The sequence below is a fragment of the Ancylobacter rudongensis genome (genome assembly GCF_900100155.1).
Lineage (GTDB): Bacteria > Pseudomonadota > Alphaproteobacteria > Rhizobiales > Xanthobacteraceae > Ancylobacter > Ancylobacter rudongensis.
Window position 1 is genome coordinate 74,993 of the sequence record NZ_FMTP01000003.1, and the last position, 22,308, is coordinate 97,300.

Annotated in this window: 19 protein-coding genes; 14 read left to right on the forward strand and 5 right to left on the reverse strand. The window is 68.6% G+C overall.

Features of this window, described 5'->3' with window-relative positions:
* The first annotated feature begins 57 nt into the window (after positions 1–57).
* The 13 genes from BLO63_RS08565 to otnC all read left to right on the forward strand — a co-directional run bounded on the left by BLO63_RS08565 (position 58) and on the right by otnC (position 16,046).
* A complete protein-coding gene (locus BLO63_RS08565) occupies positions 58–1,431 on the forward strand; it encodes an ABC transporter substrate-binding protein (RefSeq protein ID WP_091439115.1) in 1,374 nt (457 codons plus the stop codon).
* Entirely contained in the window at positions 1,428–3,353 is a 1,926-nt protein-coding gene (locus BLO63_RS08570; RefSeq protein WP_091439116.1) for an ATP-binding protein, read from the forward strand. The genes BLO63_RS08565 and BLO63_RS08570 overlap by 4 nt, the downstream gene beginning before the upstream one ends.
* Positions 3,350–4,717, forward strand: a complete 1,368-nt coding sequence (locus BLO63_RS08575) for a sigma-54-dependent transcriptional regulator (protein WP_091439119.1) — start codon at positions 3,350–3,352, stop codon at positions 4,715–4,717. The genes BLO63_RS08570 and BLO63_RS08575 overlap by 4 nt, the downstream gene beginning before the upstream one ends.
* 221 nt (positions 4,718–4,938) lie before the next feature.
* Positions 4,939–6,264, forward strand: a complete 1,326-nt coding sequence (locus tag BLO63_RS08580) for an ABC transporter substrate-binding protein (RefSeq protein WP_091439121.1) — start codon at positions 4,939–4,941, stop codon at positions 6,262–6,264.
* A gap of 86 nt (positions 6,265–6,350) precedes the next feature.
* A complete protein-coding gene (locus tag BLO63_RS08585) occupies positions 6,351–8,069 on the forward strand; it encodes an ABC transporter permease (protein WP_091439123.1) in 1,719 nt (572 codons plus the stop codon).
* Positions 8,066–9,187: an ABC transporter ATP-binding protein gene (locus BLO63_RS08590; RefSeq protein ID WP_091439125.1), complete on the forward strand. Its 1,122-nt coding sequence runs from the start codon at positions 8,066–8,068 to the stop codon at positions 9,185–9,187. Before BLO63_RS08585 ends, BLO63_RS08590 begins: the two co-directional genes overlap by 4 nt.
* Positions 9,188–9,472: 285 nt before the next feature.
* A complete protein-coding gene (locus BLO63_RS08595) occupies positions 9,473–10,375 on the forward strand; it encodes a 3-hydroxyacyl-CoA dehydrogenase (RefSeq protein WP_091439128.1) in 903 nt (300 codons plus the stop codon).
* Positions 10,372–11,106 (forward strand): FCD domain-containing protein, encoded by a 735-nt coding sequence (locus tag BLO63_RS08600; protein ID WP_091439129.1) that lies wholly within the window; start codon positions 10,372–10,374, stop codon positions 11,104–11,106. Before BLO63_RS08595 ends, BLO63_RS08600 begins: the two co-directional genes overlap by 4 nt.
* 58 nt (positions 11,107–11,164) lie before the next feature.
* The gene (gene otnK / locus BLO63_RS08605) at positions 11,165–12,427 is read left to right on the forward strand and encodes a 3-oxo-tetronate kinase (RefSeq protein ID WP_091439132.1); all 1,263 of its coding nucleotides are present in this window, start codon (positions 11,165–11,167) and stop codon (positions 12,425–12,427) included.
* 58 nt (positions 12,428–12,485) lie between these two features.
* Positions 12,486–13,490 (forward strand): TRAP transporter substrate-binding protein, encoded by a 1,005-nt coding sequence (locus tag BLO63_RS08610; protein WP_091439135.1) that lies wholly within the window; start codon positions 12,486–12,488, stop codon positions 13,488–13,490.
* Positions 13,491–13,589: 99 nt separating this feature from the next.
* Entirely contained in the window at positions 13,590–14,069 is a 480-nt protein-coding gene (locus tag BLO63_RS08615) for a TRAP transporter small permease (protein ID WP_091439137.1), read from the forward strand.
* Entirely contained in the window at positions 14,066–15,334 is a 1,269-nt protein-coding gene (locus BLO63_RS08620) for a TRAP transporter large permease (RefSeq protein ID WP_091439140.1), read from the forward strand. The genes BLO63_RS08615 and BLO63_RS08620 overlap by 4 nt, the downstream gene beginning before the upstream one ends.
* 73 nt (positions 15,335–15,407) lie before the next feature.
* Positions 15,408–16,046, forward strand: coding sequence for a 3-oxo-tetronate 4-phosphate decarboxylase (gene otnC, locus BLO63_RS08625; protein ID WP_091439142.1), 639 nt, complete (start codon positions 15,408–15,410; stop codon positions 16,044–16,046).
* A gap of 77 nt (positions 16,047–16,123) precedes the next feature.
* Here the strand turns inward: otnC and BLO63_RS08630 are convergent, their stop codons facing one another.
* From BLO63_RS08630 to BLO63_RS08650, 5 genes are all read right to left on the reverse strand, one after another.
* Positions 16,124–17,137 carry a proline racemase family protein gene (locus BLO63_RS08630; protein ID WP_091439145.1) on the reverse strand — a complete coding sequence of 338 codons (1,014 nt, stop codon included), beginning with the start codon at positions 17,135–17,137 and terminating at the stop codon, positions 16,124–16,126.
* 19 nt (positions 17,138–17,156) lie between these two features.
* Positions 17,157–17,951, reverse strand: coding sequence for an ABC transporter permease (locus BLO63_RS08635; RefSeq protein WP_091439148.1), 795 nt, complete (start codon positions 17,949–17,951; stop codon positions 17,157–17,159).
* Complete coding sequence (locus tag BLO63_RS08640) at positions 17,948–18,787, reverse strand: ABC transporter permease (protein ID WP_244517766.1); 840 nt, start codon at positions 18,785–18,787, stop codon at positions 17,948–17,950. The genes BLO63_RS08635 and BLO63_RS08640 overlap by 4 nt, the downstream gene beginning before the upstream one ends.
* A gap of 5 nt (positions 18,788–18,792) precedes the next feature.
* Positions 18,793–19,836 carry an ABC transporter ATP-binding protein gene (locus BLO63_RS08645; RefSeq protein WP_162841794.1) on the reverse strand — a complete coding sequence of 348 codons (1,044 nt, stop codon included), beginning with the start codon at positions 19,834–19,836 and terminating at the stop codon, positions 18,793–18,795.
* 190 nt (positions 19,837–20,026) lie between these two features.
* The gene (locus BLO63_RS08650; protein ID WP_091439153.1) at positions 20,027–21,064 is read right to left on the reverse strand and encodes an ABC transporter substrate-binding protein; all 1,038 of its coding nucleotides are present in this window, start codon (positions 21,062–21,064) and stop codon (positions 20,027–20,029) included.
* Positions 21,065–21,151: 87 nt separating this feature from the next.
* Between BLO63_RS08650 and BLO63_RS08655 the strand changes: the two genes are divergently transcribed.
* Entirely contained in the window at positions 21,152–22,207 is a 1,056-nt protein-coding gene (locus BLO63_RS08655) for a GlxA family transcriptional regulator (RefSeq protein WP_091439155.1), read from the forward strand.
* Positions 22,208–22,308: the final 101 nt, after the last annotated feature.

Sequence of the window (22,308 nt, forward strand, 5' to 3'; positions counted from 1 at the left end):
CGCCCGCACTCCGGCGATGGTGGCGCAACAAGAAACGTCACAATCCGGGAGAAGGCGGTGAAGCACCGCATATGCGCTCTGGCCCTCATCGGCCTGTGCCTGCTGATCGCGCAGGCGATGCCGGCCGCTGCCCGCCCGCTGCGGATCGTCACCTCGTTCCCGCCCTCGATGATCGAGCTCTACCGCAAGGCGTTTCAACAGGCGCGGCCGGATATCGAGGTCGAGTTCGTCCAGCGCAAGACCACCGCCGCCGTGGCGCTGATCACCGGCGGCGAGCGGCTGGAGGCCGACCTGTTCTGGGCCTCGGCGCCCGATGCGTTCGAGCTGCTGAAGCTGGAGGGCCGGCTCGCCCCGCTCGCCCCGCGCGACACCGGCACCCCGCCTATCGTGGCGGGCTATCCGGTGAACGATCCGTCCGGCATGTATCTCGGCTTCGCCCTGTCCGGCTATGGCGTGGTGTGGAACGAGGCCTATCTGGCCCGCCATGGGCTCAGCGTGCCCCAGCGCTGGCGGGACCTGACCGCGCCGGTCTATCACGGCCATGTCGGCATTTCCTCGCCCTCGCGCTCCGGCACCACCCACCTCATGGTCGAGGCGCTGCTGCAATCGGAAGGGTGGGAAACCGGCTGGGCGGTGTGGCGGCAGGTGGGGGGCAATCTCGCCACCGTCACCGCCCGCAGCTTCGGGGTGGCGGCGGGCGTGTCGCGCGGGCGGTTCGGGGTGGGCATCACCATCGATTTCCTCGCCCAGCCGACGGAGCTGGATGCCGGGCCGGTGCGCTTCAGCTTTCCCGAACAGAAGGTGTTCACTCCCGCCAGCATCGCCCTGCTCAAGGATGCGGTGAATGGGGAGGCCGCGAACGCCTTTGTCGATTTCCTGCTGTCGGTGCCCGGCCAGCTTCTGCTGCTGGACCCCAAAATCGACCGCCAGCCGATCCGCCCGGAATTCTATGCCGATGGCGCCACAGACGGCCCCAACCCCTTCGCGCTGGGCGACGAGGCGGCGACCTGGAGCTTCGACGCCGGCCGCTCCGCGCAACGCTATGAGCTGATCAACATCCTGTTTGACGAGATCATCACCTTCCCGCTCAGCGACGCCGCCGAGATCTGGCGCACCATCTACGAGGTCGAGGCGGCGCTGCTGGCCGCGCCCGACACCGACGCCGCCCGCGAGGTGACGCGGGCACGGGCGCTGCTGGCGCAGATGCCGTTCGGCGAGACCGAGGCCGCCCGCCTCGCCAGCGAGGTCAAGCTGGTGCGGGTGCCGCGCGGCCTGCCGGCCTCGGCGGAACAGACCGCGCTGACCGCGCGCATCCAGGCATGGACCGCGCAGAATCTGGGCGAGGCGCGCGCGGCCGCCGAGGCCGGACGGCGGCATCTGGTCGATCGCGGGCGGCTGCCGGCGCTGCGGTCGGGCAAGGCCGCGCCGTGAGCGGGGAGAGAACGCGCTTCGGCATTGGCGGGCGGCTGCTGGTCGCCTTCATCGGCGTCGGCGCGCTGGCGGTGATCGCCTGCGGCGTCGGCTGGTTGTCCTATGCGCGGCTGTCGTCGGAACTCGATTCGATCGCGCGCGGCCATGTGCCGGCGCTGGTATTCGCCGCCCAGCTTTCGCAGGCCGGCGGACGGCTGACGGCGGCGGCAACCGAGCTGGCCACCGCCGAGCGCCGCGACGCCCATGATCTGGCGATGGAGCGCGCGCGGGTCCGGCTCGGCGACCTGCGCCGCCTGCTGGAGACCGCCCCGAGGGGCGAGGGCGCGCAGGGTTTCGGGGCGTTGCGCCGCCTGGTGGACGCGCTCGGCAGCACGCTCGACGCCGTGGACGAGGCCGCCCGCCGGCGCTTCGACATCGAGGCGCGCACCCGCGCCATCGTCGACGAACTGCGCTGGCTGCAGGCCGACCTGGTGGACGAGGTCGAGCCGCTGGTCGAGGACGCCCGCTTCAATATCAACGCCGCGCTGGAACAGGTGGGACAGGCGGGTGAGGTCGCGCGAGCGGCGCAGCGCATCCTGCGCGACGAAACCTCGAAGACCGAGGCCATCCTCGCCTTGAGCGCGCAGGCGCATCTGTCCATCGGCCTGCTCGGGCAGGTCGCCAGCGTGCGGGTGCCGGAGGATCTGCGCCAGACCGGGCATTTCCTCGGCGAGGCGGTGGACGAGCTGGTGGTCGAGGGCAGGCGGCTGCAGGGCTGGGCCGACAGCATCACCGTGCGCCAGATCGTCGGCCGCCTCGCGGCGCTGGCCGATGCGGAAAGCGGCCTGCCGGGCCTCCGCGTGGCGGAAATCGCGGCGTCCGAGGAAGGGCAGAAGCGGCTCGCCACCAGCCGCGACCTCGCCGCCGAGCTCGGCGGCAGCATCGGCACGGTGGCGCGGCAGATCGAAACCGATGCGCGCGCGGCCGCCGCCCGCGCGGCGGAGGCCATCGTCGTCGGCCGCAGCCTGCTGCTGGCCATCGCCCTGCTCTCGCTCGGCGTCGCCGTGCTGGTGGGCTGGTTCTATGTCAGGCGCAGCCTGATCGCCCGGCTGGAACGGCTCACCCTCGCCGCCGGCGCCATTGCCAGCGGCGGCCCGGTGGACCTGCCGGCGCCGCAGGCGCAGGGCTATTTCGGCGCCGACGAGCTGGACGAGCTGTCCCGCGCGCTCGCCATCTTCCGGCAGACGCGGGACGAGCTGGTGCAGTCCGCCAAGCTCGCCGCGCTCGGCCAGATGGCGGCCGGCATCGGCCATGAGCTCAACCAGCCCCTCGCCGCGCTGCGCTCCCATGCCCATAACGGCGCCGTGCTGCTGAAGCGCGGGCGCACCGAGGACGCGGCGGAAAGCCTCGCCCGCATCGAGGGGCTCACCGTCCGCATGGCGCGGAGCATCGCCCATCTCAAGCGTTTCGCCCGCCGCCCGGAGCCCGACATGGGCCCGGTCAGCCTCGATGCGGTGATCGAGGGCGCGCTGTCGCTGTTCGCCCAGCGCATTGCCGACGAGCATATCGAGATGATACGCGCCATCCCGCCGGGGCTGAACGTCCTTGCCGAGGAGGTGCGGCTGGAACAGGTGCTGGTCAATCTCATCGCCAATGCGATGGACGCGGTTCACAACGCCCCGCGGCGCCGGATCGAGATCCGGGCGTCGCGCGGCGCCGAGCAGGTGAGAATCGAGATCAGCGATAGCGGCACGGGAATTGGAGACGGCATGCACACGGACATTTTCGACCCGTTCTTCACCACCAAGCCGCCGGGCTCGGGCCTCGGCCTCGGCCTGTCGCTGTCGTTCAACATCATCCGCGATTTCGGCGGCCGCCTGCTGCTGCGGGAAAGCTCGCCGGCGGGAAGCACCTTCGCCATCGAACTCAACGAGGCGGCATGACCAGCCCGCCCGACGTGCTGCTGGTGGATGACGACGCCGAGGTCCGCCACGCCTATGGCCAGACGCTGGAGCTGGACGGGCTGGCCGTGGCCCCGGCCGCCGGCGCGACCGCGGCGCTCAAGGCGCTGTCGCCCGGCTTCGAGGGCGTGGTCGTCTCCGATGTGCGCATGCCCGGCATGGACGGGTTCGCGTTTCTGGACGAGGTGCGCCGGATCGATCCCGACATCCCCGTGCTGCTGATCACCGGCCATGGCGACGTGCCGATGGCGCTGCGCGCGTTGCGGGCGGGGGCGTGGGATTTCATCGAGAAGCCGGCCGATCCGGTGCTGCTGGTGGAAGCCGTCCGCCGCGCGCTGGAACAGCGCCGGCTGGTGCTGGAGAACCGGGCCCTGCGCGAAGACGCCGCGCGCGACGACGACGCGGCGGACGATGTGTGGGCCGCCCGGCTCATCGGCCGCGCCGAGCCGATGCAGCGCCTGCGCCGCACGCTCGCCGTGCTCGCCGACACCCGCACCGATGTGCTGATCTTCGGCGAAACCGGCACCGGCAAGGAAATGGCCGCGCGCGCCCTGCACGATTTCGGGCGGCGCCGGGCCGGGCGCTTCGTCGCGGTGAACTGCGCCGCCATCCCCGAGAACATGATCGAGAGCGAATTGTTCGGCCATGAGGCCGGCGCCTTCACCGGGGCGCGCGAGCGGCGCATCGGCAAGATCGAGCACGCGCACAAGGGCACGCTGTTCCTCGACGAGATCGAATCCATGCCGCTGGCGGCGCAGACGCGCCTGCTGCGGGCCTTGCAGGAGCGCAGCATCGAGCGGCTTGGCTCGAATGCGGAGATCAAAGTCGACATCCGCGTGCTCGCCGCCACCAAGGTCGACCTGCTGGCGCAGGCGGGCGAGGGGCGGTTCCGCGAGGATCTGCTCTACCGGCTCAACACGGTGACGGTGCGCCTGCCGCCGCTGCGCGACCGGCGCGAGGACATCCCGGCCCTGTTCCGGCATTTCGTCGCCATGGTCGCCGCGCGCGACGGCGTGCCGGCCCGCCCGGTGGAGGCCGGAACGCTGAGCGAGCTGATGCGCCGGCCGTGGCCGGGCAATGTGCGCGAGCTGCGCAACGCCGCCGAGCGCCATGTGCTGGGGCTAGAGGACGAGGCGCAGCCGGTCTCGGCGTCGTCCCCGGCGCCGGCGGACGGACTGTCGCTGGAGGCGATGATGGACATCGCCGAACGCCACGCCATCGCCCAGGCGCTCGCGCGCCATGGGGGGCGGGTCGGGCAGAGCGCCGAGGCGCTCGGCATCTCGCGCAAGACGCTCTACCTGAAGATGCGCAAGCACGGGCTGGAGCGCGACGCGGTCGAGGACTGAGCGCCGAGGCTGAAACGCCGCCGCGATGTTACCTTAATGACCCATGCGGGCGGCGCGCGCTGTTACCGCGCTGACCCATGCGCGTCCGACCGCATCGACCCTCTCCGCATAAACGCTTGATAGGAATGGTCTTTATCCACCAAGCGCGCCTTGGCACGCGGGTTGCGGAGAGGCACGCGCAGCCCTCGGGCCGCCAAAGCAGACTTTTGGGAGAAAACGCCATGATCCGTTCCGCCGCCCTCGCGGCCACCCTTGCGCTTGCCTCGTTCGCCGCCGCCCCGGCCGCGCTGGCGCAGTCCGGCAAGGTCACCGTCGTCACCTCCTTTTCCAAGGACGTCACCGACCCGATCAAGGCCGCGTTCGAGAAGGCCAATCCCGGCATCTCGCTCGACGTGCAGAACCGCAACACCAATGCGGGCGTGAAATATCTCGACGAGACCCGCTCCAACCCGCAGACGGACCTGTTCTGGGCCTCGGCGCCTGATGCCTTCGAGGTGCTGAAGTCCAAGCAGCTGCTGCAGAAGTTCACCCCCACCGCCGAGGGCATACCCGACAAGATCGGCGCCTACCCGATCAACGACCCCGACGGCTATTATTTCGGCTTCGCGGCGTCGGGCTACGGCATCATGTGGAACACCCGCTATGTCGGCGCCAATGAGCTGCCCGAGCCGAAGGAGTGGAACGACCTCGCCGCCGCGCCCTATTACGACCATGTCGCCATCGCCTCGCCCGCCCGCTCCGGCACCACCCACCTGACGATCGAGACGATCCTGCAGGGCGAGGGCTGGGACAAGGGCTGGCAGACCATCAAGGACATGGCAGGCAACTTCCAGACCATCACCGACCGCTCCTTCGGCGTGCCGGAAGCGGTCAATTCCGGCCAGGTCGGCTACGGCATTGTCATCGACTTCTTCGCCTTCTCCGCCCAGGGCTCGGGCTTCCCGGTGAAGTTCGTCTATCCCACCGTCACCACGGTGGTGCCGGCCAATGTCGGCATCGTCGCCAATGCCCCGAACACCGAGAACGCGCAGAAATTCGTCAACTTCCTGCTCTCGCCCGCCGGCCAGGAAGTGCTGCTGGAGCCCAGCATCCGCCGCCTGCCGGTCAACCCCGCCGTCTACGCCAAGGCGCCCGAGGGCTACCCGAACCCCTTCACCGATCCGCGCTTCAAGTCGATGACGATGTTCGACGTCGAGAAGTCGGGCAAGCGCACGGCGGTGGTCGACACGCTGTTCGACCAGCTCATCTCCTTCCAGCTGGATGACCTGAAGTCGGTCACCAAGTCGATCCATGAGGTGGAGGGCAAGCTCAAGGCCAAGGACAACCCGCAGGCCCGCGCCCTCATCAAGGAAGCGCGCGCGCTGATCGGCGCCGTCCCCGTCACCGAGGAGCAGGCCTCGAGCGCGGAAGTGCGCGCCGCCTTCAGCGGCGGCAAGGAAAAGGGCGCCCGCCAGGCCGAGATCGAGCAGCAATGGGCCTCCTTCGCCAAGGACAACTACGCCAAGGCGAAGGCCAAGGTCGCGGAAGCCGCCGCGCTCGCCAACTGAGCCGCGCGCGGGCCTGACCTTCCCCGAATAGGACGCGGCGCCGGCGCCGCGTCCCCTCCTCCCACGCCATAGCTGGAGCGTGTTGCATGTCGCTCGCCTTCACCCAGGCCCCGGCGCGCCGCTGGCGCGTGCCTGGAACCACCGGCCAGATCGCCCTGGCGCTCGGGCTCGCCGCCTTCCTGCTGGCCTTCCTGCTGGTGCCGGTCGGCTCCGTCATCTATGTCGCCTTCACCGAGAAGGGCAGCGGCAGCTTTACCCTGATCAATTTTGCCGACTTCTTCCGCACCGACCTGTTCATGCGGTCGTTCTGGAACTCGGCCTATGTCTCGGCGATGACCGTGGTGCTGGCCTCGCTGTTCGCGCTGCCGCTGGCCTACATCACCACCCGCTTCGAGTTTCGCGGCGCGCTGATCATCCAGACGCTCGGCTTCGTGCCGCTGATCATGCCGCCCTTTGTCGGCGCGGTGGCGATGCAGCTGCTGTTCGGCCGCAATGGCAGCGTCAACCTGCTGCTGAACGAGTATTTCGGCTTCCGCATTCCTTTCATGGAAGGGCTGAACGGCGTCATCTTCGTCCAGGCCATCCATTATTTCCCCTTCATCCTGATCAACCTTTCCGCCGCCCTGCGCAATATCGACCGCTCGATGGAAGAGGCGGCGCAGAATCTCGGCTCCTCCGGCATGCGGATGTTCCGGCGCATCGTGCTGCCGCTCGCCATGCCGGGCTATGTCGCCGGCGCCTCGCTGGTCTTCGTCAAGGTGTTCGACGATCTCGCCACGCCCTTGCTGCTGAATGTGAAGGACATGCTGGCGCCGCAGGCCTATCTGCGCGTCACCTCGATCGGCCTCACCGATCCGATGGGCTACGTCATCGCGGTGGTGCTGATCGTGGTGTCGGTGCTCGCCATGTGGGTGTCGGCGCTGGCGCTGCGCGGGCGGGACTACGCCACCACCCAGCGCGGCGGCGGCGGGCTCGCCAAGCGCACGATGCGGCCCTGGGAGCAGGTGGTCGCCTATGGCGTCGTCGGCCTCATCCTGGCGCTGGTGCTGGCGCCGCATCTGGGCCTGCTGCTGCTGTCTTTCGCCACCATCTGGTCGTTCAGCCCGCTGCCGGACGGCTTCACCGTGGCCCATTACGCCAGGGTGTTCGGCGAGAGCTCGGTCTATATCAAGAACACGCTGATCTACGCCTCGATCGCCGGCCTGATCGACGTCGTGGTCGGCACCGCCATCGCCTATCTGGTGCTGCGCACCAAGCTGATCGGCCGCCATTGGCTGGACTGGGCCGCCACCGCCGCGCTGGCCGTGCCGGGCGTGGTGCTGGGCATCGGCTATCTTCGCACCTTCTACGATATCCGCCTGCCGGACGGCACGCCGCTGGCGACGATGTGGATCGTGCTGGTCATCGCGCTGGCAATCCGCCGCCTGCCCTATGCGCTGCGCGCCTGCTACGCCGCGCTCCAGCAGATTTCCGTCTCGCTGGAAGAGGCGGCGGAAAATCTCGGCGCCACCAAGCCGCGCACCGTGCGGCGCATCGTGGTGCCGCTGATGATGGGCGGCATCCTCGCCGGCTTCGTCACCAGCTTCGCCACGGCGGCGGTGGAACTCTCCGCCACGCTCATGCTGGTGCAGTCCAACGCCGACGCGCCGCTGGCCTATGGCCTGTATGTCTTCATGCAGTCCGCCGCCGGTCGCGGGCCCGGCGCGGCGCTCGGCGTCATCGCCGTGGTGCTGGTCGCCGCCTGCACCCTGCTCTCGCAATACATCATTGATCGCAACCAGAAGACCACGGGGGCCGCCCGATGAACGCTCACGCCATCACCGACGACGCTGCGGCCGTCCTGCACACGGCGGCGGTCGATCTGCACATTGAGGGGGTGAACCTCTCCTATGGCAGCAACCATGTGCTGAAGAACGTCTCCCTCGACATCAAACCCGGCGAGTTCTTCGCCTTTCTCGGGCCCTCCGGCTGCGGCAAGACCACGCTGCTGCGCCTGATCGCTGGCTTCAACACCGCCGATAGCGGCCGCGTCGTCGTCGGCGGGCGCGACATCAGCGACCTGCCGCCCTGGAAGCGCGATGTCGGGCTGGTGTTCCAGAGCTATGCGCTGTGGCCGCATATGAGCGTCGCCCGCAATGTCGCCTTCGGGCTGGAGGAGCGCGGGGTCAAGCGCGCCGAGATCCAGCGCCGGGTGGCGGCGGCGCTGGAGATCGTCGGGCTCGGCCATCTCGCCGAGCGCCGGCCCTCCCAGCTCTCCGGCGGCCAGCAGCAGCGCGTGGCGCTGGCGCGAACCGTCGTCATCGAGCCCAAGGTGCTGCTGCTCGACGAGCCGCTCTCCAACCTCGACGCCAAGATGCGGGTGCAGGTGCGCCGCGAACTGCGCGATTTGCAGCAGCGGCTCGGCCTCACCACCATCTTCGTCACCCACGACCAGGAAGAGGCCAACACGGTCTGCGACCGCATCGCTGTGATGAATGACGGCGTGGTGCAGCAGGTCGGCACGCCGGTGGAGCTCTATGAGCGCCCCGCCAACCTGTTCGTCGCCACCTTCCTCGGCACCGCGAATGTGCTGGAGGGCAAGGTGGTGACATCAGGCAGCGACCGCCATTTCGAGAGCCTGGGCGGCCTGCGCATCGACATCGCGCGCGATGCGGTGCTGCCGGCGGAGGCACGCCTCGTGTTCCGCCCGCAGGTGGCGAAGCTGTCGAAGGAGAAGCCCGCCAGCGCCAGCGCCTTCGAGGGCGAGATCATGCGCCGGGAATTCCTCGGCAGCGTCATCCGCTTCGGCATCCTCATCGCCGGGCAGGAGATCACCGTCGACGAGGTGTTCCACCCCGGCGCGCGCGAACCGCATGCGATCGGCGATCGCGTCTGGGTGGAAATCCCGGCCTCCTCCGCCCTCTGGCTCGGGCCCGGCACCTAGGCCCCCGCCTTTGCGCCGCCCGCCAGCGCGCCGGCCACCTCGCAACCTTTCCACACGTCAAATGCGGCTCCCCGCCTCTCCCCGGAGGCGGAAGGCCGGCGCCTGCGCGGCGCTGTTCGGGGGTGTGGAATTGGTATGCAGGACAGGTTGACGATCAGTCTATCAACCTGTCATACCAGATCAGATGATCATGCGGCGGCACGAATGTTCGCGCGCGCTCCCCGCTAGGGGGCGATCCGGACAAGGGACCGGCCGTCGCGGCGAACCGTTAAAGGGCTGTGAGACATGAAGATTGCGATCGTCGGCTGTGGCGTGGTGGGCTCGTCCTGGTCTCTGGTCTTCGCCCGTGCCGGGCATGATCTGGCGATTTATGACCGCACCCCGGCGGCGGCCGAGGCGGCGCTCGCCTTTGTCAGCGCGGCCGACGCCGCCCTTGCCGCCCGCTGCCGGATCGCCACCAGCCTCGCTGACGCGCTGGATGGCGCCGACTATGTGCAGGAAAGCGCGCCGGAGCGGCTGCCGATCAAGCAGGCGCTCTACCGCGAGATGGACGCGCTGCTGGCGCCGACCACCATTGTCGGCAGCTCCACCTCGGGCTTTCCCGCCTCGGTCTTCACCGAAGGCCTCGCCAACGCCGCCCGCTGCCTGGTGGCGCACCCGATCAACCCGCCGCACCTCATCCCGCTGGTCGAGCTGATCCCGGCGCCCTGGACCGCCACCGAGACGCTCGACTTTACCCGCGACCTCATGCGCGCCGTCGGCCAGAGCCCGATCACCCTCACCCGCGAGATCAACGGCTTCGTGGTCAACCGCCTGCAGAGCGCGCTGCTGGGCGAAGCGTTCCGCCTAGTCGAGGACGGCATCTGCACCCCGGCCGAGGTTGACGCTGCGGTCGCCGACGGGCTGGGCCTGCGCTGGTGCTTCATGGGCCCCTTCGCCACCATTGACCTCAACGCCGCCAAGGGCGTCGCCGAATACTGCGCCAATCTCGGCCCGATGTATTACGGCCTCGCCAAGGAGCAGGCCGACCCGCGCGAATGGACGCCGGAGCTGGTCGCCGCCATCGAGGCGAAGATGCGCGCCGATGTGCCGGCCGAAGACCTCGCCGCCCGCCGCAAATGGCGTGACGGCTTCCTCGCCGCGATCGTCGAGGCCAAGCGCGAGATCACCGGGAAACTCGGCGCATGAGCGGATTCGGCACCCCGGCCCATCTGCGCCGCGACCGGCTGTCCGACCAGATCGCCAAGGACATCGAGGCGCGGGTGCTGTCGGGCGAGCTCAGCGTGGGCGACCAGCTGCCTTCCGAGCGCGAGCTGATGGCGCATTACGGCGTCGGCCGTCCGGCGGTGCGCGAGGCGCTGCTCTGGCTCAGCAAGACCGGCATGCTCTCGGTGGCGAATGGCGACCGCACCCGGGTGACGGAGCCTGACCCGCGCGAACTGCTGCAGCTGCTGTCGGGGGCGGCCAGGATGTTGGTCGCCCGCCCGGAAGGCATCCGCCAGTTCCAGAAGACCCGCATCTTCGTCGAGGTGGCGCTGGTCCGCGAGGCGGTGCGGCTGGCCACCGATGGCGATATCGCCGATCTCGAAAAGCTGCTGGTGACGAATGAGAGCAGCGCCGGCGACATTCCGGCTTTCTCCGCCAGCGACGACGCCTTCCACCACCGCATCGCCAGCATCGCGCAGGATCCGCTGCTCGATACGCTCTACCACGTCGTGCTGGAATTGCTGGAGGAGCAGCGCCGCTTCTCGCTCAGCCATCCCGACGGGCTGGGCAAGGCGATGGCCGCCCATCGCCACATCTTCGAGGCCATTCGCGACCGCGATGCGGACCGCGCCGAGGCGGCGATGCGCGCGCACCTCGAAACGGTGATCCAGACCTATTGGGACATGCGCGCGCAAACCCAAGACGCCCGCTGAACGGGACGCCCCCTGAGCGGGCGCCCCTCCGGACCGAACATCTGCAAAGGCTCTGACCATGCTTCTCGGCTGCATTGGCGACGACTTCACCGGCTCCAGCGATCTGGCCAACACCCTGTCGAAGCAGGGCATGCGCGTCACCCAATATTCCGGCGTGCCGACCGCGCCGGCCGATCCGTCGGTCGAGGCCGGCGTGGTGGCGCTCAAATCGCGCAGCATTCCGGCAGGCGAGGCTATCGCCCAGTCGCTGGCGGCGCTGGACTGGCTGAAGGCGCAGGGCTGCACCCAGTTCCTGTTCAAATATTGCTCGACCTTCGACAGCACCCCCGAAGGCAATATCGGCCCGGTGGCGGCGGCGCTTGCCGAGGCGCTGGAGGCGCGCAAGGTCGTGGTCTGCCCGGTCTTCCCCGGCGCCGGCCGCACCCTCTATCAGGGCCACCTGTTCGTCCATGACCGGCTGCTGAGCGAAAGCGGCATGGAGCACCACCCGCTGAACCCGATGACGGATGCCGATATCCGCCGCTGGCTGGCGCGCCAGACCGACATGAGCGTCGGCCATGTCGGCTTTACCGAGGTGCGCAAGGGCGCCGCCGCCATTGCCGAGGCGCTCACCCGCGCGGATGCGGAAGGGGCGCGGCTGATCGTGGTCGACGCGCTGTCCGACGCAGACCTGATGGAAATCGGCGCGGCTCTGGACGGTGCCCCGCTCGTCACCGGCGGTTCGGGCATCGCCATGGGGCTGCCGGAGAACTTCCGCCGCAAGGGCCTGTTGTCGGGCGAAGGCAGCGCCTGGCAGGGGGTCGAGGGGCCGTGCGTCGTGCTCTCCGGCTCGTGTTCCACCGCCACCCGAGGCCAGGTCGCCCGCCACCGCGAGGCCGGCCTGCCGGTGTTCGAGATTGCCGCCGATGACGCCGTGGCCGGGAGGCTCGACCCGCAGGCAATCGCCGACTGGGCGCTGGCGCAGGACGCGCGCCCGCTCGTCTTCTCTTCCGCCGACCCGGAAGAAGTGCGGCGCGCCCAGCAGACCCATGGCCGCGAGACCGTGGCGGCGGCGATCGAGACGCTGTTTTCCGCCATCGCTCGGGCGCTGGTCGCCGGTGGTGTCGGACGCCTCGTCGTCGCCGGCGGCGAGACCTCGGGAGCCGTGGTCGAGGGGCTGGACCTCACCTCGCTGGAGATCGGCCCGGAAATCGCGCCCGGCGCCCCCGCGCTGCGCGCCGTTCCGGCCGGGGGCCGCCCGGTGGCGCTGGCCCTGAAGTCAGGAAATTTCGGCGGCGTGAATTTCTTCGCCGAGGCCGACGCCGTTCTGCGCGGCCACTGAAGCCGCGGCCCCGAGCTGATGCGGGCCGCAAATCATAAGATCAAAAGGAGGACGTGACGTGTTGAACACCACCATGAAGATGCTGAAGCTGGCGGTCTTCTCCGCCGTTTCGGCGGTCGCCCTCGCGGCGGCCCCGACGCCCAGCCTCGCCCAGGACGTGCTGAACCTCAAGCTCGGCCACATCCAGTCCGAGCAGGACCTTTGGCATCTCGGCGCCCAGAAGTTCAAGGACGAGCTGGAGAAGCGCTCCAACGGCGCCATCACCCTGACCATCTATCCCAACTCGACGCTCGGCGGCGACCGCGACCTGGTCGAGGGCATGCAGATGGGCACGGTCGATTTCGGCCTCATCGCCGGCGTGCTCGGCAATTTCGCCCCGTCGATCCAGCTGCTGGAACTGCCCTATCTGTTCAAGTCGCAGGATGAGTTCAACAAGGTGGTGAAGGGCAAGATCGGCGAGGAGATCGCCGGCAACGTGGTGGAAACCGCCAATGTCCGCATTCTGGACTGGTGGGAGCGCGGCTCGCGCCAGGTGACGTCGAACAAGCCGATCAACGGCATTGACGACCTCAAGGGCCTGAAGATCCGCGTGCCCGAGATTCCCGCCATGGTGACGACCTGGCGCGCCATCGGCGCCAACCCGACCCCGATGGCCTGGAGCGAGGTCTATACCGGCCTTGAGCAGGGCGTCATCGAGGCGCAGGAGAACCCGATCCCGTTCATCTTTGGCGGCCGGATCAACGAAGTGCAGTCGAACCTGTCCTTCACCAACCACAAGTACGAGTACGTGACGCTGGCGATCAGCGAAATGCGCTGGAAGCAGCTGACCCCCGAGCAGCAGAAGATCGTCGTCGAGGCGGCCAATGCCGCCACGGCGTTCGAAAACGAGCAGGTCCGCACCAAGACCGACGAGATGCTGAAGAAGATGGAGGCCGCCGGCCTCAAGGTCAGCCATCCCGACACCGCGCCGATCGCCGCCGCGGCCCAGTCCGCCCATGACGCCTTCGGCGCCAAGGTCGACCCGGACCTCTACAACCGCATCAAGCAGGAACTCGGGCGGTAGCACACCGGCCCGCGCGGCCCGCGCCCGCCATGCCCGCAACGCAGGTTCGCCTCCGTTGCGGGCATGGCCCTCGGCGTGCCGCCTGAGGGAGAGACGAGCTTGGACAAGCTGGATCGGCTGATACACATATTTCTTCTCTGGGCCATCGGCGCGCTGATGTTCGCCATGATGGGCGTGACCTTCGCGCAGGTGATCTCGCGCTACGTGTTCGAGAACTCACTGAGCTGGTCCGAGGAACTGGGCCGGTACATCTTTGTCTGGATCACCTTCCTCGGCATGGCCGCCGCCTTCCAGTCGAAGGCGCATATCGCGCTGGACTTCCTGGTCTCGCTGCTGCCGGCCCGGCCCTCGCGCGGGCTCGCCACGCTGAACACGCTGCTGGTCGCCGTGGTCGGCCTGGCACTGGTGGTCGGTGGCCTGTCGCTGATCCAGTTCGGCCTGCACCAGCGCAGCGCCGCGCTCGGCCTGCCCATGTACTATGTCTACACGGTCATCCCGTTCAGCGGGGCGGCGCTGCTGTACTTTGCCCTGCGCGCGACCTGGAAGAACATGACCTCCGGCGGAAAGGTCGCCTCATGATCGCCCTTCTCCTCTTTGGCGGCTTCGCGCTGTTCCTCATCCTCGGCGTTCCCGTCGCTTTCGGCATCGCCCTCGCCGCGCTCGGCGCGATCCTCTATCAGGGCTACCCGATGGCCCTGTTCGGCCAGCGGCTGTTCACCTCGGTCGACTCCTTCCCGCTGATGGCGATCCCGCTGTTCATGCTGGCCGGCTCGCTGATGGGCCATGGCGGCATCACACGGCGCATCATCAATCTGGCGCTGGCGCTGGTCGGCAACATCCGCGGCAGCCTCGCCCATGTCGTCACCACAAGCGGCGTCATCATGGGCGGCGTCTCCGGCTCGGGCGTGGCAGATGTCGCGGCGCTGGGCTCGGTGATGATCCCGGAGATGAAGAAGCGCAATTACGATACCGGCTTCTCCGCCGCGCTCGTCGCCTCCTCCGGCAGCCTGGCGCTGATCCTGCCGCCGAGCATCGCCATCATCATCTATGGCGTGTCCAACCAGGCCTCGATCGGCGACCTGTTCCTCGCCGCCATCGCCCCGGGCATCGTCATCGGCCTCGGCTTCGCGCTCTACTCCTATTTCTACGCCGTCCGGCACGGCTATCCCACGGAAGGCCGGGTAAGCGGCGCGGAGAAGTGGAAGCGCTTCAAGGAGGCGAGCTGGGCGCTGATGATGCCGGTCATCATCATCGGCGGCATCCGCATGGGCGTGTTCACCCCCACCGAGGGCGGCGCCGTGGTCGCGGTCTATGCCTTCCTGGTCGGGCTTTTCGTCTACAAGGAATTCACCCTCGCCGACATCCCGAAGATCTGCATGGAAGCGGCGATCGCCACGGCGGTGATCGCCGCCATCATCGCCGCGACCTCGCTGTTCGGCTGGCTGCTGACCAATGCCCGGCTGCCGCAGACCATCGCCGGGGCCATTCTCGGCCTAACCGAGAACAAGATCCTGCTGCTGCTGCTGATCAACGTCATGCTGCTGGTGGTCGGCATGTTCCTCGACAGCGGCCCGGCGATCCTGTTGATGACGCCGATCCTCGGCCCGGTCGCCGCGCATCTGGGCGTCGACCCGGTGCAGTTCGGCCTCGTCATGGTGATCAACCTCACCATCGGCCTGCTGACGCCCCCTGTGGGAACCGCATTGTACCTCGCCAGCAGCATTTCCGGCGTGCCTGTGATGCGGCTGTCGACGGCGATGCTGCCCTTCATCGGTATCATGCTGGCGGTGCTGGGCCTCGTCACCTATGTCCCCGGCTTCACCAGCTGGGCGCTGTCGAACTAGAGCCTATTCGAGAGAATGCGGGGGGCCGGCGCGGCGGACGCGCCGGCCCCCATCCATCGCGTGGAGGAAGAAGATGAGCCGGAACTCCAAGGCCGAACAGCTGTGCGCCCTGTGCAAGAGCCTGTTCGATCGCGGCTATTCCGTCGGCGGCGCCGGCAATGTGTCGGTGCGGCTGGAGGAAGGCGGCTTTCTCGTCACGCCGACCGGCGGCAGCCTCGGGCGGCTGACGCCGGACAGCCTCGCCCAGATCGACGCGGCGGGCACCCCGGTGCCGGGGCCCAAGCCCTCGAAGGAATTCGCCTTCCACCTCGCTTTGTTCGAGGCCCGGCCGGAGGCGGGGGCGATCGTGCACCTGCACTCGACCTATCTCACCGCCCTGTCCTGCCTGGAAGACCTGCCGACCGACAATGCCCTGCGCCCCTTCACGCCCTATTACGTGATGCGCGCCGGCTATATGCCGGTCATTCCCTATTACCGGCCCGGCGCGCCGGAAATCGCCCGCGACCTCGCGGTGGCGGCGAAGGCGCACCCGGTCAACGCCTTCCTGCTCGCCTCGCATGGCGTCGTCGTGCTGGGCAAGGACCTCGAAGACGCGGTCAACAATGCCGAGGAACTGGAAGAGACCGCCCGGCTCGCCTTCCTGCTGCGCGGCGAGAAGATTCGTTACCTCACGGAAGCCGAGATCGCCGACCTGCGCGCCATGGCCCGCTGAGCCGGTCGCTCACTAAGCCGGCAAAAGACCGGCGCCGTGTGGCGCCGGTCTTCTCATTTCTGGAACCGTCGTGAGTGTCAGGCGACCAGGAAGCCGGCGCCGACCGGGTCCTTGCGGTCGATCAGCCAGCGCGCGGTGCCGAGCAGGCCGGCGGTGCCCTTCACCGTCGGGCGCACGGCGCGCACATCGTTGAGGCGGGTTTCCCCGATCAGCTCGCCCTCGAACGTGCCGGTGCCGAGCAGGCCCTCGGAGGTGATCGGCTGGTTGAGCCCGATCACGCCGCGCGCCTCGAACATCGCCATCATCGCGCTGGTGCCGGTGCCGCCGGGGGAGCGGTCGAGCTGGCCGGCGCTGAACACATGCACGTTCTTGTAGAGCGCGCCGGCAATGGTGGGCTCGTGCCAGAAGGTGACGAAGTTGAAATTGTTGATGTGGCCGGCGGTGGGGTGCTGGATCTTCACCTTCTCGCGGATCGCCTCGCGGGCGAGAATGCCGAGACGCGAGAGTTCCGAGCCGTTCTCCGGGCCGATCTTCAGCGCCGTGCCGCGCAGATCGATGATGCCGAAATAATTGCCGCCCCAGACGATGTCGGCCTTCAGCGCGCCGACGCCCGGCAGGTCGAAGGCGATGTCCTGCGCCGCGACATAGGCCGGCACGTTCTCGAAGCGCGTCCACAACACCTCCTCGCCCTGCGTGGCCACTTCCGCCTGCACGAGGCCGGCGGTGGTCTCGAAGCGGATCTTGGTGATGCCGTCTTCCGAGCGGCGCACAAAGCCGTTCGCCACCATCGCCATGGCCACCGCGATCGTGCCGTGGCCGCACATGTGGGAATATTGCGTGCCGTCGATATAGATCAGGCCAGCATCATAGTCGGGCGAGGAGGGCGGGGTGAGGAACACGCCGAACATGTCGCGATGGCCGCGCGGCTCGCGCATCAGCGCGGTGCGCACCCAGTCGTAATTGGCCTCCAGGAAGGCGCGCTTCTCCAGGATGGACGAGCCGGCGGGATAGGGAATGCCGCTATGGATGATGCAGAGCGGCTCGCCCTCGGTGTGCGTGTAAATAACGTCGAAACTATCCTGCTTGCGCATCGCGAAGGCTCCGTTGGACTTAGGGCTGTTGGCGCTCGGACAGCATGTCGAGGCCGATCAGCAGATCGAGAAGGATGATGACGAGCGCAGCCGCGACGATGGTGATCGCGGACACCGCCGCGATCGTCGGGTCGATCGTGTACTGCACGTAGTTGAACATCTTCACCGGGATGGTGTTGAGCGCCGACGTCGTGTTGAAGATCGACAGCTCGACATTGATCCAGGAGGAGATGAAGGCGAGAAGCGCGCCGGAGACGATGCCGCCGCGGATCTGCGGCAGCACGACGAGGAAGAAGGTGGTGAGCGGCCGGCCGCCAAGGTCCGCCGATGCCTCTTCCAGCGCCCGCTGCTCCGGGGTCAGCAGCGGCAGCACCGAGCGCAGCACGAAGGGCATGACGATGACGACATGGCCGACCAGCAGCGCCTCGAAGGAGCGCGCCAGGCCGAAATCATTGCCGAACTGCAGCAGCGCCGCGCCCAGCACCACATAGGGCAGCACGAGGGGCGACATCAGCAGCGAGGACACCGCCGCCCGCCCGGCGAAGACATAGCGCGCCAAAGCCAGGCTCGCCGGCACCGCCAGCAGCACGGCCACCCCGGTCGCCGCCAGCGCCAGCAGGGTTGAGGTGATGAAGGCCGAGACATAGGAGGGGTCGTCGAACAGCACGCCGAACCATTTCAGCGTCAGCCCCTGCGGGGGAAAGGCGAGGTAGCTGGTCTCCGTCAGCGACGCGCCGATGATCACCACCAGCGGCAGCACCAGATAGGCCAGGGCGGCGAGCGCGACGATGCGGATGAGAAGGCGCGCGATCATGCCGCCCTCCGTCCGCGCTCGCCGATCCGTCCGGCGAGGGTGACGAGGATCAGCGTCAGCACCAGCAGCGTCACGCTCAGCGCGCCGCCATAATGGAAATCGAACACCGAGGAATATTGCTGGAAGATCAGCATGGAGAAGACGGTGATCTGCCCGCCCGAGAGCAAAGCAGGCGTCACATAGGCGCTCACCGCCAAAGCGAACACCATGATGGCGCCGGAGACCGCGCCCGGCAGGCACAGCGGCAGGGTGACGAACCAGAAGGTGCGCGCCGGCCCGACGCCGAGATCGGCCGAGGCATCCTCCAGCGCGGTGTCGATCTTGGCCAGCGCATTGCCGACCGAGAGCACGACGAAGGGCATCAAAATGTAGACCATGCCGATCAAAATGCCGGTCTCGGTGCCGAGGAAGCGGATCGGCCGCTCTGTCAGCCCCATCCCCATCAGCCCCTGATTGACCAGGCCCGTGCGTCCCAGCAGCACCATCCAGCCGAAGGAGCGGACGATGTTGGAGGTGAACAGCGGCACGACGATGAGAATGACACAGGCCCGCCGCCAGCTGCGCCAGCGCACGATCCGCACCAGATACCAGGCGAGCGGAAAACCGATCAGCAGGCACAGCGCCGTGGTGGCGAGCGCGATGCGGAACGTCACCCACAGCACGTCCCAATGGTACTGGTCGAACAGGATGCGGGCATAATGGGCGAAGGTCGGGCCGCCCTCGTCGGTGGTGAGGCTGGACAGCGCCACCACCGCCATCGGCGCCAGGAAGAAGGCGGCGAAGAAGGCGAGCGGCGCGAACAGCAGCAGAGCCAATGTCGTGCGCGGCGCGGTCACGGCACTCACTCCGCGATCAGGTGCAGCGCGGCGGGGCGCAGGCCGAGCGTCACCGTGCTACCGGGCGCGAGTTCCGCCCCGGACATGCCGAGCCGCGCCACTTTCAGCACCGCGGCGCCGCAGCGCACGAACAGCGTGGTCAGCGGGCCGATGGCCAGCACCTCCTCGACGGTGCCGGGAAAGGTCGCGACATCGTCCGGCACCGACCCGTCGATAAGGACGATGTCCTCCGGCCGGGCCATGGCGAAGCGCATGCCGGACGCGGCGGGCAGTTCCGCCCCGCCAAGGGCGAGCCGCGCCCGCCCCGGCCCGGCCGGTTCCAGCGGAATGAGGTTCGGCTCGCCGACGAATTCGGCGACGAAGCGGGTCGCGGGCGCGCGGTAGATCGCCTCCGGCGTGCCGGTCTGCTCGATGCGCCCGGCATTCATCACCACGATCCGGTCCGCCATCGCCATCGCCTCCTCCTGGTCGTGGGTGACGAAGATGAAGGCGATGCCGAGCTTTTCCTGAATGTGCTTGAGCTCGATCTGCATGCGTCGGCGCAGCTTGAGGTCGAGCGCGGAGAGCGGCTCATCGAGCAGCAGCAGCTTGGGCCGGTTGACGATGGCGCGCGCCAGCGCCACGCGCTGCTGCTGGCCGCCGGAGAGCGCGCTCGGCAGCCGCGTGCCCATCTCCTCCAGCCCGACCAGCGCCAGGGCCTCGTTCGCCCGTTCCTGCGCCTCGCGGCGGCCCGCCCCGGCGCGGCGCGGGCCATAGCCGACATTGTCGGCGACGCTCATATGCGGAAACAGCGCGTAGCTCTGGAACACCGTGTTCAGCGGTCGGCGATAGGGCGGCGCGTGGGTGATGTCGTCGTCCTCGATGCGGATGCGGCCGGCATCGGGGGTGAGGAAACCGGCGATGCAGCGCAGCAGCGTGGTCTTGCCGCAGCCGCTCGGCCCGAGCAGGGCGATGAACTCGCCGGCCTCGACCGCGAGGTCGACCTCGGCCAGCGCCCTGTGCGCGGCAAAGCTCTTGGAGACGGCGTCGATCGACAGAAGTGGCGGCACGGTTCGTGTCCTCGCGGGAGAGCGGACGGCGCGGAAAAGGGCGCCGTCCGGTGTCGGCGAAGCCAGACTACGCCAGAGCCGGCGCGCGCGGGCCATCACGGCCGCGGGTGCGGATAAGCTCGGCAGGTCGAGGGAGAGGCCCGCCCGGAAGCCTCGCTTGAAAGCTTCGCCCGGGCGGGCCCGCGCCCTGTTAGCGGGCGATCTCGCGGTTCCAGGTGTCGACCAGCTCGGCGCGCTTGGCGTTCACCTCGGTCCAGTTCAGCAGATAGAGGTTCTCAACCGAGCCCTTCGCGCCCCAGGGCAGCTTGGCGGCGGTCTCGGGCGAGACGGTCACACCCTTCACCGACGGGCCGAGGAACAGCTTCTCGGCCAGGCACTGCGAGGCGGCGGGCGTCAGCGCGGTGTCGATGAACTTCTGCGCCATCTCCGGGCGCGGCGCGTTCTTCACCAGGTGCAGGCGGGCATCGGTGGCCCACACGCCTTCCTTCGGCACGGTGAAGCCGATCGGCAGGCCCTTGGCGATCAGATCGAAGGCACCGACATTGAAATGCGCGCCGATGATCGCCTCGCTGCTCTGGAAAGCGTTGGAGGCCGCGCCCGAGGAATCGAAGAACAGCGCCGGCTTCAGTTCCTTGATCTTGGCGAACACCGGGGCGAAGTCGCCGGCCGGGGCGTTCCAGATCTTGTGCAGGAAGAACAGGAACGGCACGCCGGAGGAATTGGCCGGCGAGGGAATGGTCACCGCATCGGCATATTCCGGCTTCCAGAGGTCGTTCCAGGAGGTCGGCGCCTGCGGAATTTCCTTGGTGTTGTAGGTAAGGCCGAGCGAGTAATAGCCGGTGCCGACGGCATAGGTGCCGTTGGCGTTGGTGTAGACCGCCTGGGGCAGGGCGTCCTTCAGGTTGGGCACGCCTTTCTCGGTGATCGGCGCCAGCACGCCGGCGGCCTCCGCCAGCTCGCTCACGCCGCCATCCATCCAGGCGACGTCGATGGTCGGGGCGTCCTTCTGCTGCTGCAGCTTGGCGAGGGTGACGGTGGAGGTGCCGACTTCAGGCACCACCGCGACGCCCGTCGCCTTGGTGAAGGGATCGGCGACGCAGGCTTTGAACGCGTCGCCCCAATTGCCGCCATACCAGGCGACATGGAGAGCCTCCTGCGCCGAGGCCGGCGCGATGGCGGCGGCCAGCGCGAGCGCCGATGCCGTAACAAGACCGGATAAGCGTGCCATGTTGTTGTCTCCCCTCATGTGCAGGCAAGGGCCAGTGTCGTCGCCTGACGCAGCGTTGGCTTGCAGGATCGGGCCAGAAACTTTGATATGAGCGACATGAATTCTGCGCCATCCCTCGCCCCGCGCCCCGACGACGAGCCCCCGGCGGTGCCCGGCCGGCTGTCGCCGCTGCGCGTCGGCTTCGTGCTGCTCGACCAGTTCACCCTCGCAGCGTTTGGCGGGCTGATCGACGCGCTGCGGCTCGCCGCCGACCATGGCGGGCGCAGCCGGCAGATCCACGCCTCCTGGACGGTGATGAGCCTCGACGGCACGCCGCGCCGCGCCAGCTGCGGCGTCGTGGTCTCCGACAGCGCGCCGCTGCTCGATCCCGCCCAGTTCGACTACATCGCCGTGTGCGGCGGCAATGACTATCTCAACGAGCACCCGCCGGCGGCGCTGCTGGACTATCTGCGCCGCGCCGCCGCCTGCCGGGCGCGGCTGATCGGGGTGTGCACCGGCACCTTCGCCATCGCCCAGGCCGGGCTGGCGGCGCGGCGCACCGTCTGCATCCACTGGAACGTGCTGGAGGCGTTCCAGGCGCAGTTTCCCACGCTCAGCGCCGTGACCGACAAGCTGTTCGTCGACGAGGGCGATTTGCTCTCCTGCGCCGGCTCCACCGCGGCGATCGATCTCGGCCTCTATCTCGTCACCCGCCATTGCGGGGCGGCCAAGGCCAACCAGGCGGTGCGGCACATGATGCTGCAGGGCATGCGCCCGCCCTCGCTGCCGCAGCCGCATTTCGTCGCCGATCTCGCTAAAGTCACCGATGCGCGGGTGCATCAGGCGGTGCATTTCATGGAGCAGCGGCTGGACGATCCGCCGTCGATGGACGCGGTCGCCCGCTATGTCGGCTGTTCCACCCGCCAGCTGGAACGCGCCTTCGCCGCGGCGCTCGGCATCGCGCCGGCCGCCTTCCAGCGGCAGCTGCGCACGCATTATGCCTGCTGGATGCTGGAGAACAGCCCGCGCAGCATCACCGAGATCGCCTTCGACTGCGGCTTCTCCGATGCGGCGCATTTCTCGCGCGAGTTCCGCAATGCCTTCGCCGCCTCGCCCCGGCAGTACCGCAGCGCCCGGCTGGCGGCGCGCAAGGCCACGACCTGAAGAAGCACGGAACCCTTCGCCGCCGGCCGAGTTTAACCCTTTGGCGCTATTACCGGCGGCGCTCCCGGCAGCGCCGTTGCGCCCGCCGGTGGGGCATCGCA

Coding starts and splice junctions, on each gene's coding strand:
- BLO63_RS08575 (WP_091439119.1), top strand. CDS start 3,350: ATGACCAGCCCGCCCGACGTGCTGCTGGTGGATGACGACGCCGAGGTC.
- BLO63_RS08580 (WP_091439121.1), top strand. CDS start 4,939: ATGATCCGTTCCGCCGCCCTCGCGGCCACCCTTGCGCTTGCCTCGTTC.
- BLO63_RS08585 (WP_091439123.1), top strand. CDS start 6,351: ATGTCGCTCGCCTTCACCCAGGCCCCGGCGCGCCGCTGGCGCGTGCCT.
- BLO63_RS08590 (WP_091439125.1), top strand. CDS start 8,066: ATGAACGCTCACGCCATCACCGACGACGCTGCGGCCGTCCTGCACACG.
- BLO63_RS08595 (WP_091439128.1), top strand. CDS start 9,473: ATGAAGATTGCGATCGTCGGCTGTGGCGTGGTGGGCTCGTCCTGGTCT.
- BLO63_RS08600 (WP_091439129.1), top strand. CDS start 10,372: ATGAGCGGATTCGGCACCCCGGCCCATCTGCGCCGCGACCGGCTGTCC.
- otnK (WP_091439132.1), top strand. CDS start 11,165: ATGCTTCTCGGCTGCATTGGCGACGACTTCACCGGCTCCAGCGATCTG.
- BLO63_RS08620 (WP_091439140.1), top strand. CDS start 14,066: ATGATCGCCCTTCTCCTCTTTGGCGGCTTCGCGCTGTTCCTCATCCTC.
- otnC (WP_091439142.1), top strand. CDS start 15,408: ATGAGCCGGAACTCCAAGGCCGAACAGCTGTGCGCCCTGTGCAAGAGC.
- BLO63_RS08630 (WP_091439145.1), bottom strand. CDS start 17,137: ATGCGCAAGCAGGATAGTTTCGACGTTATTTACACGCACACCGAGGGC.
- BLO63_RS08635 (WP_091439148.1), bottom strand. CDS start 17,951: ATGATCGCGCGCCTTCTCATCCGCATCGTCGCGCTCGCCGCCCTGGCC.
- BLO63_RS08650 (WP_091439153.1), bottom strand. CDS start 21,064: ATGGCACGCTTATCCGGTCTTGTTACGGCATCGGCGCTCGCGCTGGCC.
- BLO63_RS08655 (WP_091439155.1), top strand. CDS start 21,152: ATGAGCGACATGAATTCTGCGCCATCCCTCGCCCCGCGCCCCGACGAC.